Source organism: Chloroflexota bacterium (genome assembly GCA_013152435.1).
In the GTDB taxonomy this organism is placed as follows: Bacteria; Chloroflexota; Anaerolineae; order DUEN01; family DUEN01; genus DUEN01.
Map to the genome: position 1 here is coordinate 12,507 of JAADGJ010000066.1, position 20,391 is coordinate 32,897.

The window sequence follows — 20,391 nt, forward strand, 5'->3', positions numbered from 1 at the left end:
GACCCCATGGCAGCGCCAGACATCGTCCGCTGGGCGGATGTGGAGCCGGTCGAGATGACGCCCGGCCTATGGCGTCGGACGCTGGGCACGGGTGAGCGCGGCATGGTGGTGGAGATCCGAGCGGAGGAGGGCAGCACCGTCCCGGAGCACTCCCACCCGGCCGAGCAGATCGGCTACGTGGTCTCCGGCCAGGTGGAACTCACCATCGACGGCACAGCCTACCGCTTCGGTCCAGGCGACAGCTACGCGATCCCTGGTGACACGCCCCACTCCGCACGATTCCTGAGCGCCTGCGTGCTGGCCGAATATTTCTCGCCGGTGCGCGACGAGTATCGGAGGAGATGACGTGCGCTATCTGGCGCTGCTTGTGGCCCTGGTGGGCTTCATACGCCGGGGATGGACCTATTTCCAGGAGCGCATCGCGCCGGAGCTCTCATGCATGGCCCGTTCCCTGGCCGCCCTGGTCTACGGCTACCTGGCGACCACGATGGTGGGCTTGCTGGTGGCCAGCGGGTTCCTCATCGCCACCCGGCTCGGGCTCTCCGACGGCATCGAGTGGCGCCTGGGCCCCTACCTGATCTTCGCCGTCACACCGGGGGCGCTCGGCACCAATTTGCAGGGTGGACCGGGGCTGATCCTCCTGTCCGCCCTGGTGGGTTTCGCCGCCGCCTTCTGGGTCCGGATCCGCTGCGCCATCCAGATCCGACGAGACGCGCAGGAACGGGAGAGGCAGAGGGCACAAGAGCGAGAGACGAGGAAGGCCGCGTAAGGCGGATTGCGGGCTATATGTTGCGCATTACGTGTTGCGTGTTGCGTATTGCGTGTTGCGTATTACGTATTGCGTAATTGAGCAAGGAGTGAAGCGGATGAGCGACCGTTACGTACCGCAGGAGATCGAACCCAAGTGGCAAAAGAAGTGGGAGGAGGAAGGGCTATACCGCACGGTCGAGGACCCGAATCGACCCAAGTGGTACTTCCTGACCATGCTGCCGTATCCCAGCGGTGACCTTCATATCGGCCACTGGTATGCGATGACGCCTTCCGATGCCGCGGCGCGCTACAAGCGCATGAAGGGGTACAATGTCTTCTTCCCCATCGGGTTCGACGCATTCGGGCTGCCGGCCGAGAACGCGGCTATCCGGCATGGCATCCATCCTGCGCAGTGGACGTACCAGAACATCGAACGCATGCGCCGCCAGCTCAGGTCCATGGGGGCCATGTGGGCCTGGGACCGGGAGGTGATCACCGCCGATCCCCGTTACTACCGGTGGACGCAATGGTTCTTCCTCAAATTCTATGAGAACGGGCTGGCCTACCGGGACTTCATACCGGTCGACTTCTGCCCCACCTGCAACACGACGCTGGCCCGCGAGCAGGTGTGGGGCGAAGATCGCCACTGCGAGCGCTGCGGCACGCCGGTCATCAAGAAGGAGCTGAACCAGTGGCTCTTCCGCATCACCAAGTACGCGGAGGAGCTCCTGGACTTCTCCAAGATCGATTGGCCGGAGCGCGTCAAGGTCATGCAGACCAACTGGATCGGCCGCAGCGAGGGGGCCGAGGTCGTCTTCAAGATCGCACCGGAGTTCCTGCCGGATGGCGCCGATCCGTCCGAGGGGGACATGGTGGTGTTCACCACCCGGCCGGACACGCTGTGGGGCGCCACGTTCATGGTGCTCTCCCCGGAGCATCCGCTGGTGGATCGGATCACCACGCCGGAGCACCGGCAGGAGGTAGAGGCTTACCAGAAACAGGCCGCCCGGCTGGATGAGATCACCCGCACATCCAAGGAGCGGGAGAAGACGGGCGTCTTCATCGGCGCATACGCCATCAACCCCGTAAACGGCGAACGCATCCCCGTGTGGATCGCCGACTACGTGCTGATGACCTACGGAACCGGCGCCATCATGGCCGTGCCCGCCCACGACGATCGCGACTACGAGTTCGCGCTGAAGTTCGGGCTGCCCATCATCCCGGTCATCGATCGCACGGACGGACGGGCGAAGAGCCTGATCCGGCCGGGCGCCGTAGCCGAGGGCTTCATCGATCGCCTGCGGGAGGAGGGCTCCTCGCTCCAGGAGACGGACGAAGGCATCCTGGTCACGCTGGAGGGGGATGAGCAGGTCGATCGCTATGCGGCGCTGATCCGAGGAAACGTCCAGCCCGGGCACTGGTGCGAGATCGTGGGGCGTCGCTGGGAGTTCATCTTCCCCGACGGGACGTTGACGCTGGATTCGATCGCCGCGGATCGGGAGATCCTGCGACGCTGTCAGGCGCTGGACCCATCCCTGCAGGATCGCCGCACCACCATGGAGATGTTGAACGCCGTCCAGGGCTATCGGGATATCCTGTTCCACGCCGAATACGGCACCATGATCCACTCCGGCCCGTTCAGCGGCACGCCCGGCGACGTGGCGGTGAAGCGGGTCACCGAATGGCTGGAGGAGCAGGGCATCGGCAAGTTCGCCGTGAATTACCGGCTGCGGGACTGGCTGATCAGCCGACAGCGCATGTGGGGCGCGCCCATCCCCATCATCTACTGTCCCAAATGCGGGACCGTGCCCGTGCCGTACGAGGATCTGCCGGTGCTGCTGCCCGACGACGCGGAGTTCCTGCCCACCGGCGAAAGCCCGCTCAAATATCACGAGGGGTTCCGATACGTGAAGTGTCCCAAGTGCGGCGGCGATGCCGAACGCGAGACGGACACCATGGACACCTTCGTGTGCTCCTCCTGGTATCACTATGCCTATGTGAGCCCCTACTACAAGGCGGGCGAGCCCATCGGCCCCGACGACAAGCCGTTCGACCCGGAGAAGGGGGAATACTGGCTGCCGGTGGACCAATACACGGGCGGCATCGAGCACGCCACCATGCACCTGCTGTATACCCGGTTCTTCACCAAGGCCATGCGGGACATGGGCATCGTGGACTTCGACGAGCCCATGCTGCGGCTGTTCAACCAGGGCACGATCCTGGGCGAGGACGGCGAGAAGATGTCCAAATCCCGCGGCAACGTCATCGCCCCGGACGACCTGGTGGAACGCTACGGGGCCGACACGGTGCGAGCGTACCTGATGTTTATCGGCCCGTGGGATCAGGGCGGGCCATGGAACTCCCAGGGCATCGAGGGCGTGCGCCGGTTCCTGGACCGGGTGTGGAGCACGGTGACGGAGCCCCCGGCCCGGCCCGCCGACGGCCAGCCGTCCGAGGAGGACGTTCGGGCGCTGCGCCGTAAGACCCATCAGACGATCCGCAAGGTGACACATGACATCGAGAACTTCCGGTTCAACACGATGATCGCGGCGCTGATGGAGTTCAACAACTACCTGATGAAGGCCAAGGAGACGGCCGTGTACGGCACGGCCGCGTGGGATGAGGCCATCGACAACCTGCTCCTGATGATGGCGCCCTCCATGCCGCACATCAGCGAGGAGCTATGGCAGCGGCGGCATCCCGGTCCCAGCATTCACGTGCAGCCCTGGCCGGAATGGGACGAGGAGATCGCCAGGGAGGAGACGATCACGCTGGTCGTGCAGGTGAACGGCCGCGTGCGGGACCGGATCGAGGTGCCCGTCGACATCACGGAGGAGCAGGCCAAGGAGCTGGCGCTGGCCTCAAAGGGAGCGCAGCGCCACACGACCGGCAAGGAGATCGTGAAGATCATCTACGCGCCGGGCCGGCTGGTGAACATCGTCGTCCGATAGCAGGATCGCTACCGACGAGACAGGGGGCGCCAAGCCCCCTTTTTCTTTGGGAGGTTCCATGTTACTGGAAGACTGCAATTGGATGCAAGTCGAGGAGTATGTACAGCGCGACGATCGCATCGTGCTGGTGCTCGGATCCACGGAGCAGCACGGCTATCTCAGCCTGCAGACGGACACGCGCATCCCGTACGCGCTGGCCCGGGAGGTGGGGGAACGGGCGAACGTGCTGGTGGCGCCGCCCATTCCGTTCGGGGTCTCCCCCTACTTCCTGCGCTACCCGGGGACCATCTCGCTGCGAATCACCACGCTGCTGGCCATAGTAGAGGACGTGGTGCGATCGCTTTATCATCAGGGATTCCGTCGGGTGTTCGTCATCAACGGCCACGGCGGCAACGCGCCGGTACAAGGCTATCTGCGGGAACTGGCGAATGAGCTGCCGGGGCTGCGGGCGCACATGGTGGAGTGGTGGCGACTGCCGGCCGTGCAGGAGGCCTGCGCCGATCTGCCCACGCCACCCACCCACGCCAACTACCTGGAGAACTTCCCGTTCACCCGGCTGCCGGGTGTGACGCTGCCGGATGATCCCAAGCCACCCGTCGCGTTGGAGGTGATCGAGGGGGCGGACCGGGTACGTGCGTTGTTGGGCGATGGCTCCTTCGGCGGCGCGTACCAGCTGGACGACGCGACCATGGATCGCATCTTCGAGGCCGCCGTGGACGCGCTGCTGGAGGAACTGGATAAACTGGGCCCGGCCGGGCGCTAAGCAGCCACAGGGTGCCGCCCTAGGGATCGTCCCCACTTGAGAGGAGCCAGCGGGCGATCACCAGGACAATCCGTCTTGACAATGTTCCAAGCACGAGCTAGAATGTCCCCAGAGATACAGAGCAAGGAGATGTGCATTCATGGAGCGCGAGATCATCGCCACGGATCGCGCACCTGCCGCGGTGGGGCCCTACTCCCAGGCCGTGCGGGTGGGCGATTTCGTATTTACCGCCGGACAGATCGGCATCGATCCGGCCACCGGTAAGCTGCGCGAGGGTCTGGAGGCGCAGACCCGACAGATCCTGGACAACCTGCAAGCCGTGCTGGAGGCCGCCGGCAGCGGCCTGGAGCACGTCATCAAAACCACCATCTTCCTCACCGACATCGCCGACTTCGCCGCCGTCAACGCCGTGTATGCCACGGCCTTTCCAGAGCGACCGCCAGCTCGCTCCACCGTACAGGTCGCCGCCCTCCCCCTGGGCGCGCTGGTGGAGATCGAGGCTGTCGCCCTGGTACGCTAGCACGTGTCATCGCCCTCTTTGCTCGCGCGAGGCGTTTGCATCTCGTGGGGAAAGGGGGTATAATGCTTTTACCCTTCAGGAGGAGAAGCAGGCACGCATGGAACACGTGGATAACGCCCAGCCCGCCCCAGAGGAGCAGGGGAGCGCCGTTCCACCTCTACTCGAGGAGGAAGTACCCGAAGAACAAGATGTCCATCCCATGGCTGAGCTGCTGGACGCCGAGGATTTCAGCGACTTTCAACCCCGCACAGGCGAGATCCGAGACGGCGTCATCGTCAGCATCAGCCCCACCGAGATCCTGATCGACATCGGTGCCAAGACCGAAGGTATCGTCTCCGGCCGTGAATTGGAGCGGCTCGGCCCTGAGATCGAACAGCTCAAGCCGGGAGACCCCGTCGTCGCCTACGTCGTCAGGCCCGAGGACAAGGACGGCAACGTTGTCCTATCCCTGACTCGGGCGCAGCAGGAGCGCGATTGGCGACGAGCGGAGGAGTTGCTCCGCACCCAGGAGGTCTTCGAAGGCGTTGTCAGCGGTTACAACCGCGGCGGCCTCATCGTGAAACTGGGCAAAGTGCGAGGATTCGTCCCCAGGTCTCAGCTCTCCAACACACACCGCACCGAACAGACCGAGGAGGGCGATCCCGACGAGCCCTGGTGGGCCAGCATGGTTGGCACCACGCTGCAGCTGAAGGTCATCGAGCTGGACCGCCGCCGGAACCGTCTGATCCTGTCCGAGCGACAGGCGCTGCGCGAGTGGCGCAAGCATCAGAAGGAACGCCTTCTGGAAACCTTGAAGAAGGGGGACCGCGTCCGGGGACGAGTGAGCAGCCTAGCCAACTTCGGCGCCTTCGTCGATCTGGGTGGCGCAGACGGCCTGATCCATCTCTCCGAGTTGTCCTGGGAGCGGGTCAGCCATCCCAAAGAGGTGTTGAAGGTCGGGCAGGAAGTCGAGGTTGAGGTCATCAACGTCGACAAGGAGCGCAAGCGCATTGGATTGAGCTTGCGTCGATTGCAACCCGAGCCGTGGAGTGTGGTGCACGAGAAGTTCGCCGTTGGGCAACTGGTCGAGGGCACCATTACCAAGTTAATGGACTTCGGCGCCTTCGCTCGCATCGATGACGGCATCGAGGGACTGATCCACATCTCCGAGCTCTCCGACGAACGCATCGGCCACCCCAGTGAAGTGGTCCAAGAGGGCGAGACCTACACGCTTCGCATCATCCGTATCGAGCCGCACCGTCGGCGCATCGGCCTCAGCTTGAAGCAGGTCGACGAGGACCGGTACGCGGAGTACGATTGGCGCGAAGCGGACGACGAGGAAGAGGAGTGGGCACCCGCCCTGGCGGCCGAGGAAGAGGATGACGCGACGCCCGCGTCATCGGAAGAGCCGGACGAGGCTTACGAGGACGAAGCTGCCGGGGGAGAGGAAGACGAAGCGTAGCAACACACCAGGCGAGCAGCTTTCGGCCTCAGGGTTGACCGATCGCACCTCCCGTCAACGCCTGTGGCCGCGCGAGCCAAAGTAATCGAAATATCACCCCGGATCCAGCTACCGTCCGGGTCGCTATGTCATCAAGCGAGGGGGCAAGGGCCGAAAGGCGCGGCGCCCCCTTGTGTTTATCTGCTCACAGCCGTTTCCGTGGAAGCCATGTGAACGCCATCGCACACCGGATTTGAATGGAACTCGGCTTACCACGTCCCAGGGGAAGCTACGGTATACTCAAAATAGCCCCGCTTTAGGCGATACCTTATTTTCAGATTCAAGGATGGGAACACTATGTCTGACAAACTGGATCGATTTACGAAGCGGGCACGTCGGGTGCTCCAGCTGGCGCAGGAAGAGGCGCAACGCCTGAACCACAGCTACATCGGCACCGAGCACCTCCTGCTGGGCCTGGTGCGGGAGGAAAACGGCATCGCCGCCCGTGTCCTGCGCGAATTGGGAGTTGATCCAGGACAGGTCATCCGTGCGGTGGAACGAACCGTCGGGCGGGGCGAACGAGCCCCCTTCTCCAAACCGACGCTCTCCCCCCGCACGAAGCGCGTGATCGAACTGGCCGTCGATGAGGCACGCCTCATGGGCCATCACTATATCGGCACCGAACATCTGCTCCTCGGCCTGATCCGGGAGGGAGAAGGGGTCGCCGTCAGCGTGCTCAGACAACTGGGCGTGGATCTGGACCGGGTGCGCACCCAGACCGCACGCAGCATCCTGCAATCCCAGGCGCAATCCAAGGAGAAGCGCAAGAGCGAGTCCAAGACGCCGCTGGTGGATCAGCTCGGACTGGACCTGACCGCCCAGGCCGAGGAGGGCAAGCTCGACCCCATCATCGGTCGCGAGAAGGAGATCGAGCGGGTTATCCAGATCCTGAGCCGCCGGACGAAGAACAACCCGGCCCTCATCGGCGAGCCCGGCGTTGGCAAGACCGCCATCGTCGAAGGGCTGGCGCAGCGTATCGTGGCCGGGAACGTCCCCGAGCCGCTGCTGAACAAGCGAGTCCTCATGCTGGACGTCGGATCCCTGGTCGCCGGTACCATGTACCGCGGCCAGTTCGAGGAGCGGCTGAAGAAGGTCATCGAGGAGATCAAGAACTCGGATAGCATCCTGTTCATCGACGAGGTGCACATGCTGGTGGGCGCCGGAGCGGCCGGCAGCAGCGTGGACGCGGCCAACATCCTGAAGCCGGCCCTGGCGAGGGGCGAGCTGCAGTGCATCGGCGCCACCACCCTGGACGAGTACCGGAAGTACATCGAGAGCGACGCCGCCCTGGAACGCCGGTTCCAGCCCATCCTCGTCGAGGAGCCCACCATCGAGGAGACCATCGAGATCCTCCGCGGCATCCGCTCCCGATACGAGGAGCACCACAAGCTGAAGATCACGGACGAGGCCATTGAGGCCGCGGTGCACCTGAGCGCCCGTTACGTGCCGGATCGCTTCATGCCGGACAAGGCCATCGACCTCATCGACGAGGCGGCCAGCCGGGTGCGTATGTACAAGACACCCTACGCCGATACGCTGCGCGAGACCTACGTCAGCCTGAAGGCGTTGCAGAAGGAGAAGGAAGAGGCGCTGGAGACCCAGCGATACGACGACGCCATCGACCTGCGCTATCGAGAGGTCGAGCTCCAGCAGAAGCTGGAGAGCCTGCGGCGGGCGTGGGAGTCGCTGGCCAACCGCCCCAAGGTCACGGCCGACGACATCGCTGAGGTGGTCTCCATGTGGACCGGGATCCCGGTCCACCGCATGGCGGGCGAGGAGTCGGAGCGGCTGCTGGAGATGGAGAAGGCGCTCCACAAGCGAGTCGTGGGGCAGGACGAAGCCATCGAGGCCATCTCCAAGGCCGTGCGGCGGGCCCGCGCCGGCCTCAAGGATCCCAAGCGCCCCATCGGCACCTTCGTCTTCCTGGGGCCCACGGGCGTGGGGAAGACGCTCCTGGCCAAGACCCTGGCCGAGTTCCTGTTCGGCTCAGAGGAGGCGCTCATCAAACTGGACATGAGCGAGTTCATGGAGCGCCACAATGTGAGCCGCCTGGTGGGCGCGCCTCCCGGCTACATCGGCTACGAGGAGGGCGGCCAACTCACCGAGGCCGTGCGGCGCCGCCCGTACTGTGTCATCCTGCTGGACGAGATCGAAAAAGCCCATCCCGAGGTCTTCAACATGCTGTTGCAGATCATGGAGGATGGGCATCTGACCGACGCCAAGGGACGACGCGTGGACTTCCGTAACGCCATCATCATCATGACCTCCAATGTGGGCGCCAAGCTCATCAATCGGTCCGGCCCGCTGGGGTTCTCCGTGACCCGGGATGAGGCGCAAACGCAGGAGGAAGAATACAAGGAGATCCGGGAGCGGGTCATGGAGGCGCTCAAGAAGACCTTCCGACCGGAGTTCCTGAATCGCCTGGATGGCGTCATGGTCTTCCGGCCGCTCACCCGGGAGCAGATCAAGGACATCGTCGACCTGGAGCTGGATCGGGTACGCATGCAGTTGACCGAGCATGAGATCGACCTGGAGGTCACGGACGAGGCCAAGGGCAAGCTGGCCGACGAAGGCTACGACCGTGACTTCGGCGCCCGGCCGCTGCGACGGGTGATCCAGCGAGAGATCGAGGATGCCCTATCAGAGGGGCTGCTGGCCGGACGCTTCAAGCCCGGAGACAAAGTCCTGGCCGATCTGAACGACGAGGGCAAGCTGGAGCTGCGCGTGGTCGAGTCTCGGGGCTCGGATGTCGATGACGGCGAGTCGGAGATGCTCGAGGCGATGCTGGGATAACCACGTGACCGTCAGCGATCGAGGGGGCAGGCGGATAACCTGCCCCCTTTTCGCGTCCCCGAAGAACACGCACGATCCCGCAGATAGTGGAAACGGGGATACTCGAACGACGGAGGGGGCTCCCTTCGCCCCGCCCTTGAGGGCTTGCGATGGGCATCGTGGCTGTTTCGCGGCGTTTCCACCCTTTTGGATACGCCACCCCGAGGAGTTCCCCCTTGTGCCCTTCGCGCTCCTTGTGGTAAAATCTCCTCGAACATTTGAGCGAAAAGGGGACGCCACATGGCCAAGGTGAGGACCCGATACGTCTGTCAACAGTGCGGCAGCACCCACATGAAATGGATGGGGCGCTGTCCGGACTGCGGGGAATGGAACACGCTGGTCGAGACCCTCGTCGAGGAGGAGCGTACGTCCAGCCGCCGGCCCCGGATCGCCTCGGACGCGGCGGCGATCCCCCTGCCGGACATCGCCGCCGACGGCTTCGAGCGCATCCCGGTCCCCATCGGGGAGTTAAGCCGCGTGCTGGGCGGCGGCATCGTGCCCGGCTCTGTCGTTCTCATCGGCGGCGACCCGGGCATCGGCAAGTCCACGTTGCTCCTTCAGATGTGCGCGCTGCTGACGGGGGACCGGCCGGTCCTCTACGTCTCAGGCGAGGAGTCCGCCGCTCAGATCAAGATGCGTGCCACCCGGCTGGGGATCAACCACGAGAACCTCTACATCCTGGCTGACACGCGCCTGGACACTATCCTGGCCCAGATCGAGCAGATGAACCCACGCCTCGCCGTGGTCGACTCCATCCAGGCCATCTACACCGACGCGCTCACCTCGGCCGCGGGGTCGGTCAGCCAGGTTCGAGAGTGCGCATCCCAGCTCCTGCGCCTGGCCAAAGCGCAGGCGATCCCCATCTTCCTGGTGGGCCATGTCACCAAGGAGGGCACCATCGCCGGGCCGCGAGTGCTGGAGCACATGGTGGACACCGTGCTCTACCTGGAGGGGGAGCGATTCCACACCTACCGCATCCTGCGCTCCGTGAAGAACCGGTTCGGATCCACGAACGAGGTGGGCGTGTTCGAGATGGTGGAGCGCGGCATGCAGGAGGTGCCCAATCCCTCGGAGGCGTTCCTGGCCGAGCGAATGCCCAACGCGGCCGGCTCCGCCATCGCCGTCACGCTGGAGGGCACACGCCCGCTACTGGTGGAGATCCAGGCGTTGTCCTCCACGACGAGCTTCCCCTCGCCGCGACGCACCGGCAACGGGGTCGATTTCAACCGCCTGCTGCTCCTGGTGGCCGTGCTGAGCAAGCGGGTTGGGCTGCGGCTGAGCGATCAGGATGTGTTCGTCAACGTGGTGGGCGGCCTCACCGTTCGGGAGCCGGCGGCTGATCTGGCGGTGGCGTGCGCCATCGCCTCCAGCGTGCGCAACGTCCCCGTCGCCGCCGACCTGGCCATCGTCGGCGAGGTCGGCCTGTCGGGCGAGCTGCGCTCGGTCCATCAGCTGGCCCGACGGCTGAACGAGGCCGGGCAATTGGGATTCCGACGCTGCCTGGTGCCCAAGAGCGGGCTGCGGCGCCTGGACCGGCCAGCAGACGGGATCGAGGTCATCGGGGTGCGCACGCTCAACGACGCGCTGGAGGTCGCGCTGGCCAAGTGTCCTTCTTCTGCCTTCGACCTGCCCCGCCTCGGCCCGGGTCCTTCGGGGAGAGCCGAGAAAGGCAGGTGCAGGCCGGAAAAATGGAGTTTCCGTGGAGGAGACGAAAGGGCACATCCGCTGGAGTGAACGCACCGGACGAGACGATAAAGGAGGGAACATGGAGTATCTGGTGCTGACGACGGCGCCCCCGGAGGAGGCGGAACGACTGGCGAGGACGCTGGTCGAGGAAAGGCTGGCGGCCGGGATCAACGTCATCCGAGCTTCTACTGGTGGCAGGGGACCCTGCATGCGGACGCGGAGAGCCAGCTCCTGGCGCAGGTCCCGGGCGAGCGGCTGGAGGCGTTTATCCAACGGCTGCGGGAGTTGCACTCCTACGAGGTGCCGGAGGTCATGTGCTTCCGCATCGACGCGGGCAACCCGGCCTACCTGCAATGGATCCACGATGAGGCCACCGGGCTTCCCCCGGAGCACACGCCCGAGTGATCCATGGGCATCCCCTCATCCCCAGATGTGAACCCGATCTCTAACGAAACACTAATACGCCTCTGATGAAATCCTTATACGCATCGTGTTTAATGAAGGTGCGGTGCGGCAAGGGGCGAAGCGCGCCGAGAGGGTTGGGATCTCGGCGTCGCGCCGCTGCGTTGCAGGCGACAGTTCCGTTCATGGCAACTGGTCGTTTGGACGCACGCCGAACCCGAGTCTTGCGTGCCGTTGGAGAGGCTTGCAACACGACAAGTTCGCTGTTGCCGCCTGCTCCGGGCCCAGGACAGCGGCTTGCCGCCCGCCTGACCGCCACGCTGGCCCAACCCTGGCGTGGCTGTCGCAGAGCACGATCGGGCGTTGTGAGGCGTCCGTAAAGATATGCGACTCATCCTGCAGAGCAGGGACGGAGGCATCTGGATCCGCAGACGAGGGCGGCCGGGAGGGCCGCGCTCGCTATCTGATTTCTCAGCGAGGTCAGGATGAGGCTACCGCCCCGAAGGGAGAGGAAAGAAACGATGTGGTGGTATGCTCATGCTTTGGGATGAGGAACTCGGAGGAGCCCAAATGATGATGTTCAAGAGCGGGGACGCGGTAGAAAAGGAATATCAGGAGATTCTCAAGCGACTCCCGGAGGAGTTGCCAATCCTGCCATTGCGCAACACGGTCGCCGTGCCGTTTGCCATCATGCCATTAGCCGTCGGCATCCCTCGCTCGGTGAAGCTGGTGGAGGATGCCTTAGCGGGCAATCGCCTCGTCGGCCTGGTGGCGATGAAAGATCCCTCCATCGAGGAGCCTATGCCGGGCGAGGTCTACGAGGTCGGCACCGTCGCACTGATCCATAAAGTCATCCACACGTCTGATGGCACGCTCCAGGTGATCATCCAGGGGCTGGAGCGCTTCAAGATCGACACGTGGACGGAGACCGAGCCCTACCTGAAGGCGCGCATCTCCCTGGCCCCAGACCAGGTCAGCGACGACCTGGAGACGGAGGCGCTGCACCGCAGCCTGGTGCAGCTGGCCAAGGAGGTGATGGCCCTCATGCCCAACCTGCCGGAGGGGATGAGCGCCTTCCTGGATCAGATCGACAATCCCCGACAGCTCGTCTACATGATCGCGGCCAACGCGCGCATGGAGGTGGAACAGGAGCAGGAGCTGCTGGAGACGGATGACCTGAAAGAGAAGATGCGCATGCTCATCTCCTACCTGACGCGAGAGAAGGAAGTGCTCTCGCTGGGGCAGAAGATCACGGAAGAGGCCCAGGAGGAGATGAGCCGACAGCAGCGCGAGTACTTCCTGCGCCAGCAGTTGGAGGCCATCCGCCGCGAGCTGGGCGAGACGGACGAGCAGACGGCGGAGATCGAGGAATACCGGCAGAAGATCGAGGAGGCCGGCCTGCCGGAGGAGGCATACAAGGAGGCTATGCGTGAGCTGAAGCGCATGGAGAAGATGCCGCCGCAGGCCGCCGAGTACTCCGTCATCAAGACCTACCTGGACTGGCTGGTCGAGCTGCCGTGGAATAAGCTGAGCGAGGACAACCTGGACATCGAGCATGCCCGCCAGGTGCTGGACGAGGATCACTATGACCTGCAGAAGGTCAAGGATCGCATCCTGGAGTATCTGGCCGTGCGCAAGCTCGTGAAGGAGCGCGGCGTCGAGGCCGAGGAGGGACGAGAGGAGGACGTGCAGGAGGCCATGGGGGCCATCCTGTGCTTCGTAGGCCCTCCCGGCGTGGGCAAGACCAGCCTGGGCAAGTCCATCGCCCGGGCGCTGGGGCGCCAATTCACGCGCATGAGCCTGGGCGGCATGCGGGATGAGGCGGAGATCCGCGGTCATCGTCGCACCTACATCGGCGCCATGCCCGGCCGGATCATCCAGGCCATCAAGCGGGCGGGCACTCGCAACCCGGTCTTCATGCTGGACGAGGTGGACAAGATCGGCATGGACTGGCGGGGCGATCCCTCCAGCGCGCTGCTGGAGGTGCTGGACCCGCAGCAGAACCATGCCTTCCGGGACCACTATCTCGATGTGGACTTCGACCTGAGCGACGTGATCTTCATCACCACGGCCAACCAGCTCGAGCCGATCCCGGCCCCCCTGCGGGACCGTATGGAGATCATCGAGCTGGAGGGATACACCGAATACGAGAAGATCCGGATCGCCGAAGGGTATCTGGTGCCTCGCCAGCGGCGGGCCAACGGCCTGCGCAAGGGGGAGATCGAGTTCACCGAGGCAGCTCTGCGCCAGATCATCCGGGACTACACGCGAGAGGCCGGGGTCCGCAACCTGGAGCGCGAGATCGGCCGTGTGTGCCGCAAGGTGGCGGTCCAGATCGCAGCCGGTGAGGTCGAGCGGGTGGAGGTCACGCCGGAGTTGGTGCGCGAGTACCTGGGCAAGCCCAAGGTGTTCTTCGAGGCCGCCCTGCGGACGGAGACGCCCGGCGTGGCGACCGGGCTGGCATGGACGCCGGTGGGTGGCGACGTGCTGTTCGTGGAGGCCACCCGCATGAAGGGCAAGGGCAACCTGATCATCACCGGCCAGCTGGGCGATGTCATGGAGGAATCCGTCCGCATCGCCTACAGCTGGGTGCGCGCCAACGCACCGGATCTGGGCATCGACGAGACGGCCTTTGAGAACTGCGACTTCCATATCCACGTGCCGGAGGGGGCCATCCCGAAGGACGGCCCCAGCGCGGGCGTGACGATGGTGACCGCGCTGGTCAGCCTGCTGACCGGCCGCCCGGTGCGGGCGGACGTGGGCATGACCGGCGAGATCACGCTGCGCGGGCAGGTGTTGCCCATCGGCGGCGTGAAGCAGAAGGTGCTAGCAGCCCACCGCGCGGGCTTGAAGACGGTCATCCTGCCTCAACGCAACGAGGTCGACCTGGACGATCTGCCCGAGGACGTGCGGCAGGAGATGAACTTCGTTCTGGTGGAGCGCATCGACCAGGTGCTGGAGGCGGCTCTGCGCCCCGCTCCCGAGCCCACGACGGAGGAGAAGGTCCCAACGAATGGGCGGGAGCATGAGGCGGAGGAGGAGCTCCCATGACCCCGTTGCTCAGGAATGACCGCCAAGACCGTCCACACGGGGAAGGGAGGTGAGCCACATGATCAACTACCATCTGACGACGAAGCGCTTCGACGCGACTCCCGCGGTTGTGGACAAGGTCGAGGAGTGGATCGCCAAGCTCGAGCGGCGGGCGCGTCACTTCCCGCCGGATCTGCTGCACGTGGACGTGGAGTTGGAACGGCGAGCGCGCCGGGAGGAATATGTGGCCCGCTTGCGCCTGAGCGTGGGGAACACGGTCCTGGTGACGCGCAAGAAAGGGGCCACCGTGCAGGAGGCCTTGAAGGAGGCGGGCGAGGATATGGAGCGCCGCCTGGAACGGTACAAGGCCCGCCTGCGCCGGGACTACGCCCACGAGCGGAAGCGCGCCTCCCTGTCCGCCGAGGAGATCGCCTCGCTGGAGCGCGAGCTGCTGGAGGACAAAGAGCTGCTGGATCGCAGCCTGGCGGGCGATCGGGAGGCGTTCGAGGAGCTCACGGAGCGCGAGCTGCCGCGGCTGACCCGATATCTGCGCCGTCAGCTGCGCCAGCGCGGCGTCCCGGAGGATCGAATCGACGCGCTGCTGCCCGACCTGCTGGCGGACACCTTGCAGATGGCCTTCGAGCATCTGGCCCAGAAGCCGCCGCGGCTGAGCATGCAGGCGTGGCTGGCGCTCCAGGCTCGCGAGCTACTGCGGATACGCCCCCTGGAGGGGGTGGAGGTGCCGACGACCTCTTGAGCTTATACTGGGTTTGGGTGAATCGTCGCCCGGCGACGTTTCACCGCCTCTCTCGGGAGGAGCCGGGGGACAAAGGCGTCTCCCGGCTTTTTTGTAACCGCTCCAACACCCAGGCCGTCGGACGGAAGCTAGGATAAGGATGGAGGCCGGAAACGATCGAGGGAGGAAGGAATGCCTCTATACGAGTATCGCTGCACCGCATGTGGACACCACTTCGATCACTGGTTTCCGACTTTCCAGGCGGCGGAGACGGAGCCGACGCCGCCCTGCCCGGCATGCGGCGCCTCCGAGGTCAGGCGCTTGTTCTCCCGCGTGGCGGTACACAGCGGGTCCGGGGATGCCCCAAAGGACGAGGAGGAGACGGCCCCGGCCGAGGAGAAGCCCAAGGTGTTTGGGCGCAAGGAGCTGAACGAGATCATGGAGCAGCGCCGATCGCTGGGCATCGACTGACTCGGCGAATCCGCCCGGGAGTGTCACGATGAGCGTACAGCCCACACCACGCGATGTCCTGCTGATCGCGGCCGATTGGCGCAGCCGGGCGCTGACCCTGGCCGAGCTACAGGAGGCCGGGTACGACGTCATGGCCGTGCCCGGGCTGCGCTATGGGCTGAAGGCCGTCCTGCGTTCGCAGGTGGCACCCCGGCTCGTCCTGGTCGACGTGTGGAAAGACGACTTCGCGACGCCCGATCGTGTGGAGGAATTGACTCGCGCGTTGCCGGAGGTTCCCGTCGTTCTATTGGTGGGGGTATTCGAGCGCGCTGACTACGCCCCTCTCGCCGACCGTGTGGCGGCGCTGCTGGTGCGCCCGATGCGGGTGGGAGACGTGGTCGAACACGTGCGCGCGTGGATCTCCCCCTCCGGGAACACGGAACCCGAGCGGCGACGCGAGGAGCAAGAGGGAATCCGCAAATGAGGAGATTGGGCGATGTTAGCATGGCTTGCGGACTTGCTGACGCTACTGCGCGTGCTCGTATCCGTCTGGCTGATCTGGCTGGGCGTGAGCCAGGGTGCCCAAGCCCTGCCGCAGGCGGTGGTCATCACGTTGATCGCATGGGTGGGCGACTCATTGGACGGCTGGCTGGCACGCCGGGCTCGACAGCCGACGCTGCTGGGCAAATACGATTTCCCGATCGACGTGCTCCTGACGTGGAGCGCCCTGGTATACATCACGTTGAGCGGCTTCCTGCCCGTGTGGCTGACCGCCCTCTACACGCTTCTGGCCGGGATCGTCGTGGCCGTCATGCAGCGCAAGGCCATCATGATCCTCTTCATGAGGCCGGTGGATGTGACCTGCGGCGTGGTCGTGCTGACGAGCGCGCCTGAGGCGCGCTGGGTGCTCGCGGCCACGCTGGCCGGGCTGGCGATCGTCCAACGACAACGGCTGCGCGATCGGGTGCCGCGCTGGCTGCGAGAGGTGATCCGCCTTTTCCTGCCGTCGCGGCCGGGCAGAAGGGCGAGGGATCGGAGGCGAGGATAGCATGCAATGGCACCGACGGCTGCGCTCTCGGATTCAGCCCGCGCGGCCGGATGGCCGATGGGTCCTGGTGGTGCTCACCGGGATGTTCCTGCTGGGCGGCACCTGGGTCTTCCACCGCCTGGAGGGGTGGAACCTGCTGGATAGCTGGTACTTCGCCGTGGTCACGCTGACCACCCTGGGATATGGCGATCTGGTCGCCACCCGTCCCATCGCCAAACTGATGGTCAGCCTCTACGTCATCCTGGGGCTGGGCCTGGTCGGGTTGACCATCGAGGCTTTCCTGGGCGGATGGCTACGCAGCAACCTGCTGGAAGTGTTGAGAATGGAACGCACAAGACCGCTACGACGACACGTGGTGCTATGCCGGTACAGCTCGCCGGCGCGGATCATCGCACAGGAACTCGCCGCGGCCGATCAGCCGTTCGTCATCGTGGAAGCCGATGAGGCGATCTGTCGCACCCTGGTGGAGAACACGAACTGGCTGGTCGTCCACGGGGATGCCCGCGAGGAGGAGACCCTGCAGCGGGCGTGCATCGCCGAGGCGCAGGTGCTGATCACGACTTTTGAGGAGGATGCGGACAACGTCTTCACCATCATCACGGCGAAGGGGCTGAACCCGAACCTGCGCGTCGTCTCAACGGCCACCCGCCCCGAGAACCTGGCCAAGCTGCGCCGCGTGGGCGCCGACGAGGTGGTCGCGCCGGAGATCATCGTGGGCAAGGTGCTGGCGCGCACGGCCATCCTCCCCCAGTTCTCCAGCCTGCTGGACCGGCTGCATCTGCTCCCCGGGATCGATCTGCAGAAGCGAGAGGCCGCGTCCGAGGAGACCGGGCGGAGCGTGGAACAGCTGGCCCGGGATGGCACCGTGGTGCTGGCCATCGTGCGGGATGGCCAGATCATGCAAACGTGGGAGCGGGACGAGATCGTGCAGCCGGGGGACGAACTGGTGGTGGTCGCCCCCTCAGAGGACGACGTTTAGCTCCCAGCCTCCCGATACGAGGCTCCTCCTACCCCGTATGCGAACTCTAACGGATCGCTTACATTGATCTGATGTTTTGCTTATGCAGCTTGTGTATCATTCAAGGCGGAATGGATCAGTCAATGGGATGGAAAGCGATGTGGAGTGTGGAAGGAGGTGAGGAGCGATGTCCGAGCTGATGAGGTGGGATCCCTTCCGGGACTTCATGAGCCTGCGCAATGCCATCGATCGGCTGTTTGAGGACGCCTTCGTGATGCCGAGCCGGCTGTTGGCTCCGACGACGGAGTGGGGCCTGGCGTTGGATCTGGCCGAGGATGAGAACAGCTTCGTGGTCAAGGCGGCGATCCCGGGTGTCAAGCCGGAGGATCTGGACATCAGCCTGGCGGATAACGTGCTGACCATCCGGGGCGAGATCAAGGCGGACGAGGAGATCAAGGAGGAGCAGTATCACATCCGTGAGCGACGGTATGGCTCCTTCAGCCGATCCATCCGCTTGCCGGCCCCGGTGGACGCGGATCACGTTGAGGCCACCTACGAGAACGGCGTGTTGACGCTGCGTATCCCCAAGGCTGAGGAGGTCCGGCCCAAGAAGATCGCCGTGCAGACCCGGCACATGATCGAGGGCCAGGCTTCCGAGGTCAAGGAGCCGCAGCAGGACGGCCAGAAGGCGAAGGCGACGGCCTGATGCCTTCCGTGATACCGAATGCCAGGGCGGGAGCGGGCAGGTAACTCGCTCCCGCCTTTGTTCTTCAAGCGACGAGGAGCGAAGATGTTTGATACACCGATTCATACGAACGAACAGAGCATTGACCGGGTGCTGAAGACGGGGCTACCGGTGCTGCTCGTCTTCTGGCGAGACGGCTGCGCCCCCTGTCAACAGTTGGATCCGATCCTGGACCGGCTGGCCCGTTCCTATGCGGGCCGGGCGTTGATCGCCAAGGTGAACGTGTCCGACAACCCGGGGCTGGTCCAGCGCTATCGCATCACGCGACTGCCCGGCCTGGTGTTCGTGAAGGACGGCCACGTGGAGGCCGAGGCGGCCGGAGCTGCCCCGGAGAGCAGCCTGAGGGCCTGGCTGGACTACCTGACGCGAGGGGGCACACGACCGACACTGCCCTCAGGGCCCGCGGTGCCGCTGGACGGGGCGGCGGGGCAGGCGTCCACGCACGGCCGCAACGGACACAGGCCCTCGCGGCCGGAGCCCCGGAGCGGAGCGGAACCCTGGCGTTCGCGAGGGGCGAGCGCGGGCGGGCGCCCTATCACGCTGACGGACGCGAACTTCGATCAGATCGTCATGGGGAGCGACGTCCCGGTCCTGGTGGACTTCTGGGCTGCGTGGTGCGGCCCGTGCCGCATGATCGCCCCGGTGGTGGAGCAACTGGCCCAGGAGTTCGACGGCCGGCTGATCGTCGGCAAGCTGAACGTGGATGAGAACCCGGCCGTGGCGCAGCGATTCGGCATTATGAGCATCCCCACCTTGCTGATCTTCAAGAACGGCCGCGTGGTGGACCAGATCGTGGGGGCACAGCCGGCCCATATCCTCCGTCAACGGGTGATGCGACATCTCTGACGGGTCAACGGGGGTAGGTAAGCCATGTGGAATGAGCTGGGACGCTGGCTGATCACCGTCGGCGGAATGCTGGTGCTGATCGGCGTGATCCTGTTGATCGTGGGGCGTGTCCCCGGCCTGGGGCGCCTACCAGGAGACATCGTGATCGAGAAAAAGGACTTCGTGTTCTACGCCCCGCTGGGCACGATGCTGCTGCTGAGCATCGTGTTGACCGTCCTGCTGAACCTTCTGATCCGCCTGTTCCGCTGACGCTCTTGACGAGCAACGAGCGACCGGGGATCAGGCGCACAGTGAATGGCGATCGATCCAAAGCGCAACGCGACGACACACGTGGAGGGAAGAACTCATGCTAGTCGGATATAGGCGTTTGGAGACCCTGTTCCGGCGCAGTGCCGGCCTGGATCTGACCAAGGAGCGGGCGAAGGAGGCCTGCGAGTTCGTGCAGAAGAAGCTGCATGATCTGCTCCTGGTAGGCGAGCGCAACGCCAGCTACAACGCCCGAGAGGTGATCTGGGAATCGGATCTGCCCATCACGATCGGGCTGGCGAACTCGATCCAGGCGTACAAACAACTCGAGCTGGAGGAAGAGGTCGAGCTGGGGCCGATCAAGGAGTACCTGGCCACGGTCCCGCCCCTCAAGTATCCCTTGGAGGTGGAACTGGAGAACAGGTTGCCCGACATCGTCGGCGGGTTGATGGTCTGCCTGGCACAGGTGATCCGCCGCCTGACCAACGAGCGGGGCTTCCATGCAGAGGATCTGGCCCGGGCGTGCGAGATCCTGGACCTGACCCTGTAATCGATACCCCGCAAGCCACCTCGGATCCCCTCTCATCCCACCGAGGACGGGAGGGGATTCTTGTTAACCGCCGATTCGCCGCCAGACCGCCCCCGTTTCCATTGATCTTCGCGTGGTGAAAGAAACATGCAAGCCGCGTCACTCGTTTCGGATAAGTAGGGGCAGCCCTTGTGGCTGCCTATTCGCATCAACTGAACAGCATGGGCGAGGCCCCCCAGGGCTTTTTCAAAGTCAGTGATGGAAATCGGGATGGTAGGAACACCCCGCGTGTCGCCCGACGCAAGATATTCCCCTGATCATCGACCGCGGGAAAACGGCCCTCATCCCCCAACCCCCCTTCTCCCAAGCCCGGGAGAAGAGAGCTCAACGGTGGGTGGTGGCGGCGGCGCAGCTCCGCT

General features: G+C 64.8%; 19 protein-coding genes. All 19 read left to right on the forward strand.

The window, feature by feature from the left end; all coding sequences use genetic code 11:
• Positions 1-6 precede the first annotated feature (6 nt).
• Positions 7-345, forward strand: a complete 339-nt coding sequence (locus GXP39_09550; protein NOZ28280.1) for a cupin domain-containing protein — start codon at positions 7-9, stop codon at positions 343-345.
• 1 nt (position 346) lies between these two features.
• Positions 347-769, forward strand: coding sequence for a hypothetical protein (locus GXP39_09555; protein NOZ28281.1), 423 nt, complete (start codon positions 347-349; stop codon positions 767-769).
• A 97-nt stretch (positions 770-866) separates the two neighbouring features.
• Positions 867-3,701, forward strand: a complete 2,835-nt coding sequence (locus tag GXP39_09560) for a leucine--tRNA ligase (GenBank protein ID NOZ28282.1) — start codon at positions 867-869, stop codon at positions 3,699-3,701.
• A gap of 58 nt (positions 3,702-3,759) precedes the next feature.
• Complete coding sequence (locus GXP39_09565) at positions 3,760-4,464, forward strand: creatininase family protein (GenBank protein ID NOZ28283.1); 705 nt, start codon at positions 3,760-3,762, stop codon at positions 4,462-4,464.
• Between the two features lie 139 nt (positions 4,465-4,603).
• Positions 4,604-4,984 (forward strand): RidA family protein, encoded by a 381-nt coding sequence (locus GXP39_09570; GenBank protein ID NOZ28284.1) that lies wholly within the window; start codon positions 4,604-4,606, stop codon positions 4,982-4,984.
• A gap of 97 nt (positions 4,985-5,081) precedes the next feature.
• Positions 5,082-6,425 (forward strand): S1 RNA-binding domain-containing protein, encoded by a 1,344-nt coding sequence (locus GXP39_09575; protein ID NOZ28285.1) that lies wholly within the window; start codon positions 5,082-5,084, stop codon positions 6,423-6,425.
• A gap of 336 nt (positions 6,426-6,761) precedes the next feature.
• The gene (locus tag GXP39_09580; GenBank protein NOZ28286.1) at positions 6,762-9,257 is read left to right on the forward strand and encodes an ATP-dependent Clp protease ATP-binding subunit; all 2,496 of its coding nucleotides are present in this window, start codon (positions 6,762-6,764) and stop codon (positions 9,255-9,257) included.
• A gap of 279 nt (positions 9,258-9,536) precedes the next feature.
• Positions 9,537-11,030 carry a DNA repair protein RadA gene (gene radA, locus GXP39_09585; protein NOZ28287.1) on the forward strand — a complete coding sequence of 498 codons (1,494 nt, stop codon included), beginning with the start codon at positions 9,537-9,539 and terminating at the stop codon, positions 11,028-11,030.
• Positions 11,031-11,186: 156 nt separating this feature from the next.
• Positions 11,187-11,387 (forward strand): divalent-cation tolerance protein CutA, encoded by a 201-nt coding sequence (locus GXP39_09590; GenBank protein ID NOZ28288.1) that lies wholly within the window; start codon positions 11,187-11,189, stop codon positions 11,385-11,387.
• Positions 11,388-11,957: 570 nt separating this feature from the next.
• On the forward strand, positions 11,958-14,435 hold the full coding sequence (lon, locus tag GXP39_09595; protein ID NOZ28289.1) for an endopeptidase La: 2,478 nt from the start codon (positions 11,958-11,960) through the stop codon (positions 14,433-14,435).
• A gap of 58 nt (positions 14,436-14,493) precedes the next feature.
• Positions 14,494-15,171, forward strand: coding sequence for an HPF/RaiA family ribosome-associated protein (locus GXP39_09600; protein NOZ28290.1), 678 nt, complete (start codon positions 14,494-14,496; stop codon positions 15,169-15,171).
• Positions 15,172-15,342: 171 nt separating this feature from the next.
• Positions 15,343-15,621, forward strand: a complete 279-nt coding sequence (locus GXP39_09605; protein NOZ28291.1) for a zinc ribbon domain-containing protein — start codon at positions 15,343-15,345, stop codon at positions 15,619-15,621.
• A gap of 28 nt (positions 15,622-15,649) precedes the next feature.
• Positions 15,650-16,084 (forward strand): hypothetical protein, encoded by a 435-nt coding sequence (locus GXP39_09610; protein NOZ28292.1) that lies wholly within the window; start codon positions 15,650-15,652, stop codon positions 16,082-16,084.
• Between the two features lie 12 nt (positions 16,085-16,096).
• Positions 16,097-16,648: a CDP-alcohol phosphatidyltransferase family protein gene (locus GXP39_09615; GenBank protein ID NOZ28293.1), complete on the forward strand. Its 552-nt coding sequence runs from the start codon at positions 16,097-16,099 to the stop codon at positions 16,646-16,648.
• 1 nt (position 16,649) lies between these two features.
• Positions 16,650-17,627: a hypothetical protein gene (locus tag GXP39_09620; protein ID NOZ28294.1), complete on the forward strand. Its 978-nt coding sequence runs from the start codon at positions 16,650-16,652 to the stop codon at positions 17,625-17,627.
• 166 nt (positions 17,628-17,793) lie between these two features.
• The gene (locus GXP39_09625; protein NOZ28295.1) at positions 17,794-18,312 is read left to right on the forward strand and encodes an Hsp20/alpha crystallin family protein; all 519 of its coding nucleotides are present in this window, start codon (positions 17,794-17,796) and stop codon (positions 18,310-18,312) included.
• Positions 18,313-18,396: 84 nt separating this feature from the next.
• Positions 18,397-19,197 (forward strand): thioredoxin, encoded by an 801-nt coding sequence (gene trxA / locus GXP39_09630; protein ID NOZ28296.1) that lies wholly within the window; start codon positions 18,397-18,399, stop codon positions 19,195-19,197.
• A 24-nt stretch (positions 19,198-19,221) separates the two neighbouring features.
• A complete protein-coding gene (locus GXP39_09635; GenBank protein NOZ28297.1) occupies positions 19,222-19,446 on the forward strand; it encodes a DUF2905 domain-containing protein in 225 nt (74 codons plus the stop codon).
• Positions 19,447-19,543: 97 nt separating this feature from the next.
• On the forward strand, positions 19,544-19,993 hold the full coding sequence (locus GXP39_09640) for a DUF1931 family protein (protein ID NOZ28298.1): 450 nt from the start codon (positions 19,544-19,546) through the stop codon (positions 19,991-19,993).
• Positions 19,994-20,391 lie beyond the last annotated feature (398 nt).

Excerpts from the sequence above, each read along its gene's own strand:
- GXP39_09575 (NOZ28285.1), top strand. The coding sequence starts at position 5,082 with ATGGAACACGTGGATAACGCCCAGCCCGCCCCAGAGGAGCAGGGGAGC.
- GXP39_09560 (NOZ28282.1), top strand. The coding sequence starts at position 867 with ATGAGCGACCGTTACGTACCGCAGGAGATCGAACCCAAGTGGCAAAAG.
- GXP39_09580 (NOZ28286.1), top strand. The coding sequence starts at position 6,762 with ATGTCTGACAAACTGGATCGATTTACGAAGCGGGCACGTCGGGTGCTC.
- GXP39_09605 (NOZ28291.1), top strand. The coding sequence starts at position 15,343 with ATGCCTCTATACGAGTATCGCTGCACCGCATGTGGACACCACTTCGAT.
- trxA (NOZ28296.1), top strand. The coding sequence starts at position 18,397 with ATGTTTGATACACCGATTCATACGAACGAACAGAGCATTGACCGGGTG.
- GXP39_09625 (NOZ28295.1), top strand. The coding sequence starts at position 17,794 with ATGTCCGAGCTGATGAGGTGGGATCCCTTCCGGGACTTCATGAGCCTG.
- lon (NOZ28289.1), top strand. The coding sequence starts at position 11,958 with ATGATGTTCAAGAGCGGGGACGCGGTAGAAAAGGAATATCAGGAGATT.
- GXP39_09600 (NOZ28290.1), top strand. The coding sequence starts at position 14,494 with ATGATCAACTACCATCTGACGACGAAGCGCTTCGACGCGACTCCCGCG.
- GXP39_09620 (NOZ28294.1), top strand. The coding sequence starts at position 16,650 with ATGCAATGGCACCGACGGCTGCGCTCTCGGATTCAGCCCGCGCGGCCG.
- GXP39_09615 (NOZ28293.1), top strand. The coding sequence starts at position 16,097 with ATGTTAGCATGGCTTGCGGACTTGCTGACGCTACTGCGCGTGCTCGTA.
- GXP39_09635 (NOZ28297.1), top strand. The coding sequence starts at position 19,222 with ATGTGGAATGAGCTGGGACGCTGGCTGATCACCGTCGGCGGAATGCTG.
- GXP39_09610 (NOZ28292.1), top strand. The coding sequence starts at position 15,650 with ATGAGCGTACAGCCCACACCACGCGATGTCCTGCTGATCGCGGCCGAT.
- GXP39_09565 (NOZ28283.1), top strand. The coding sequence starts at position 3,760 with ATGTTACTGGAAGACTGCAATTGGATGCAAGTCGAGGAGTATGTACAG.
- GXP39_09550 (NOZ28280.1), top strand. The coding sequence starts at position 7 with ATGGCAGCGCCAGACATCGTCCGCTGGGCGGATGTGGAGCCGGTCGAG.
- radA (NOZ28287.1), top strand. The coding sequence starts at position 9,537 with ATGGCCAAGGTGAGGACCCGATACGTCTGTCAACAGTGCGGCAGCACC.
- GXP39_09570 (NOZ28284.1), top strand. The coding sequence starts at position 4,604 with ATGGAGCGCGAGATCATCGCCACGGATCGCGCACCTGCCGCGGTGGGG.
- GXP39_09640 (NOZ28298.1), top strand. The coding sequence starts at position 19,544 with ATGCTAGTCGGATATAGGCGTTTGGAGACCCTGTTCCGGCGCAGTGCC.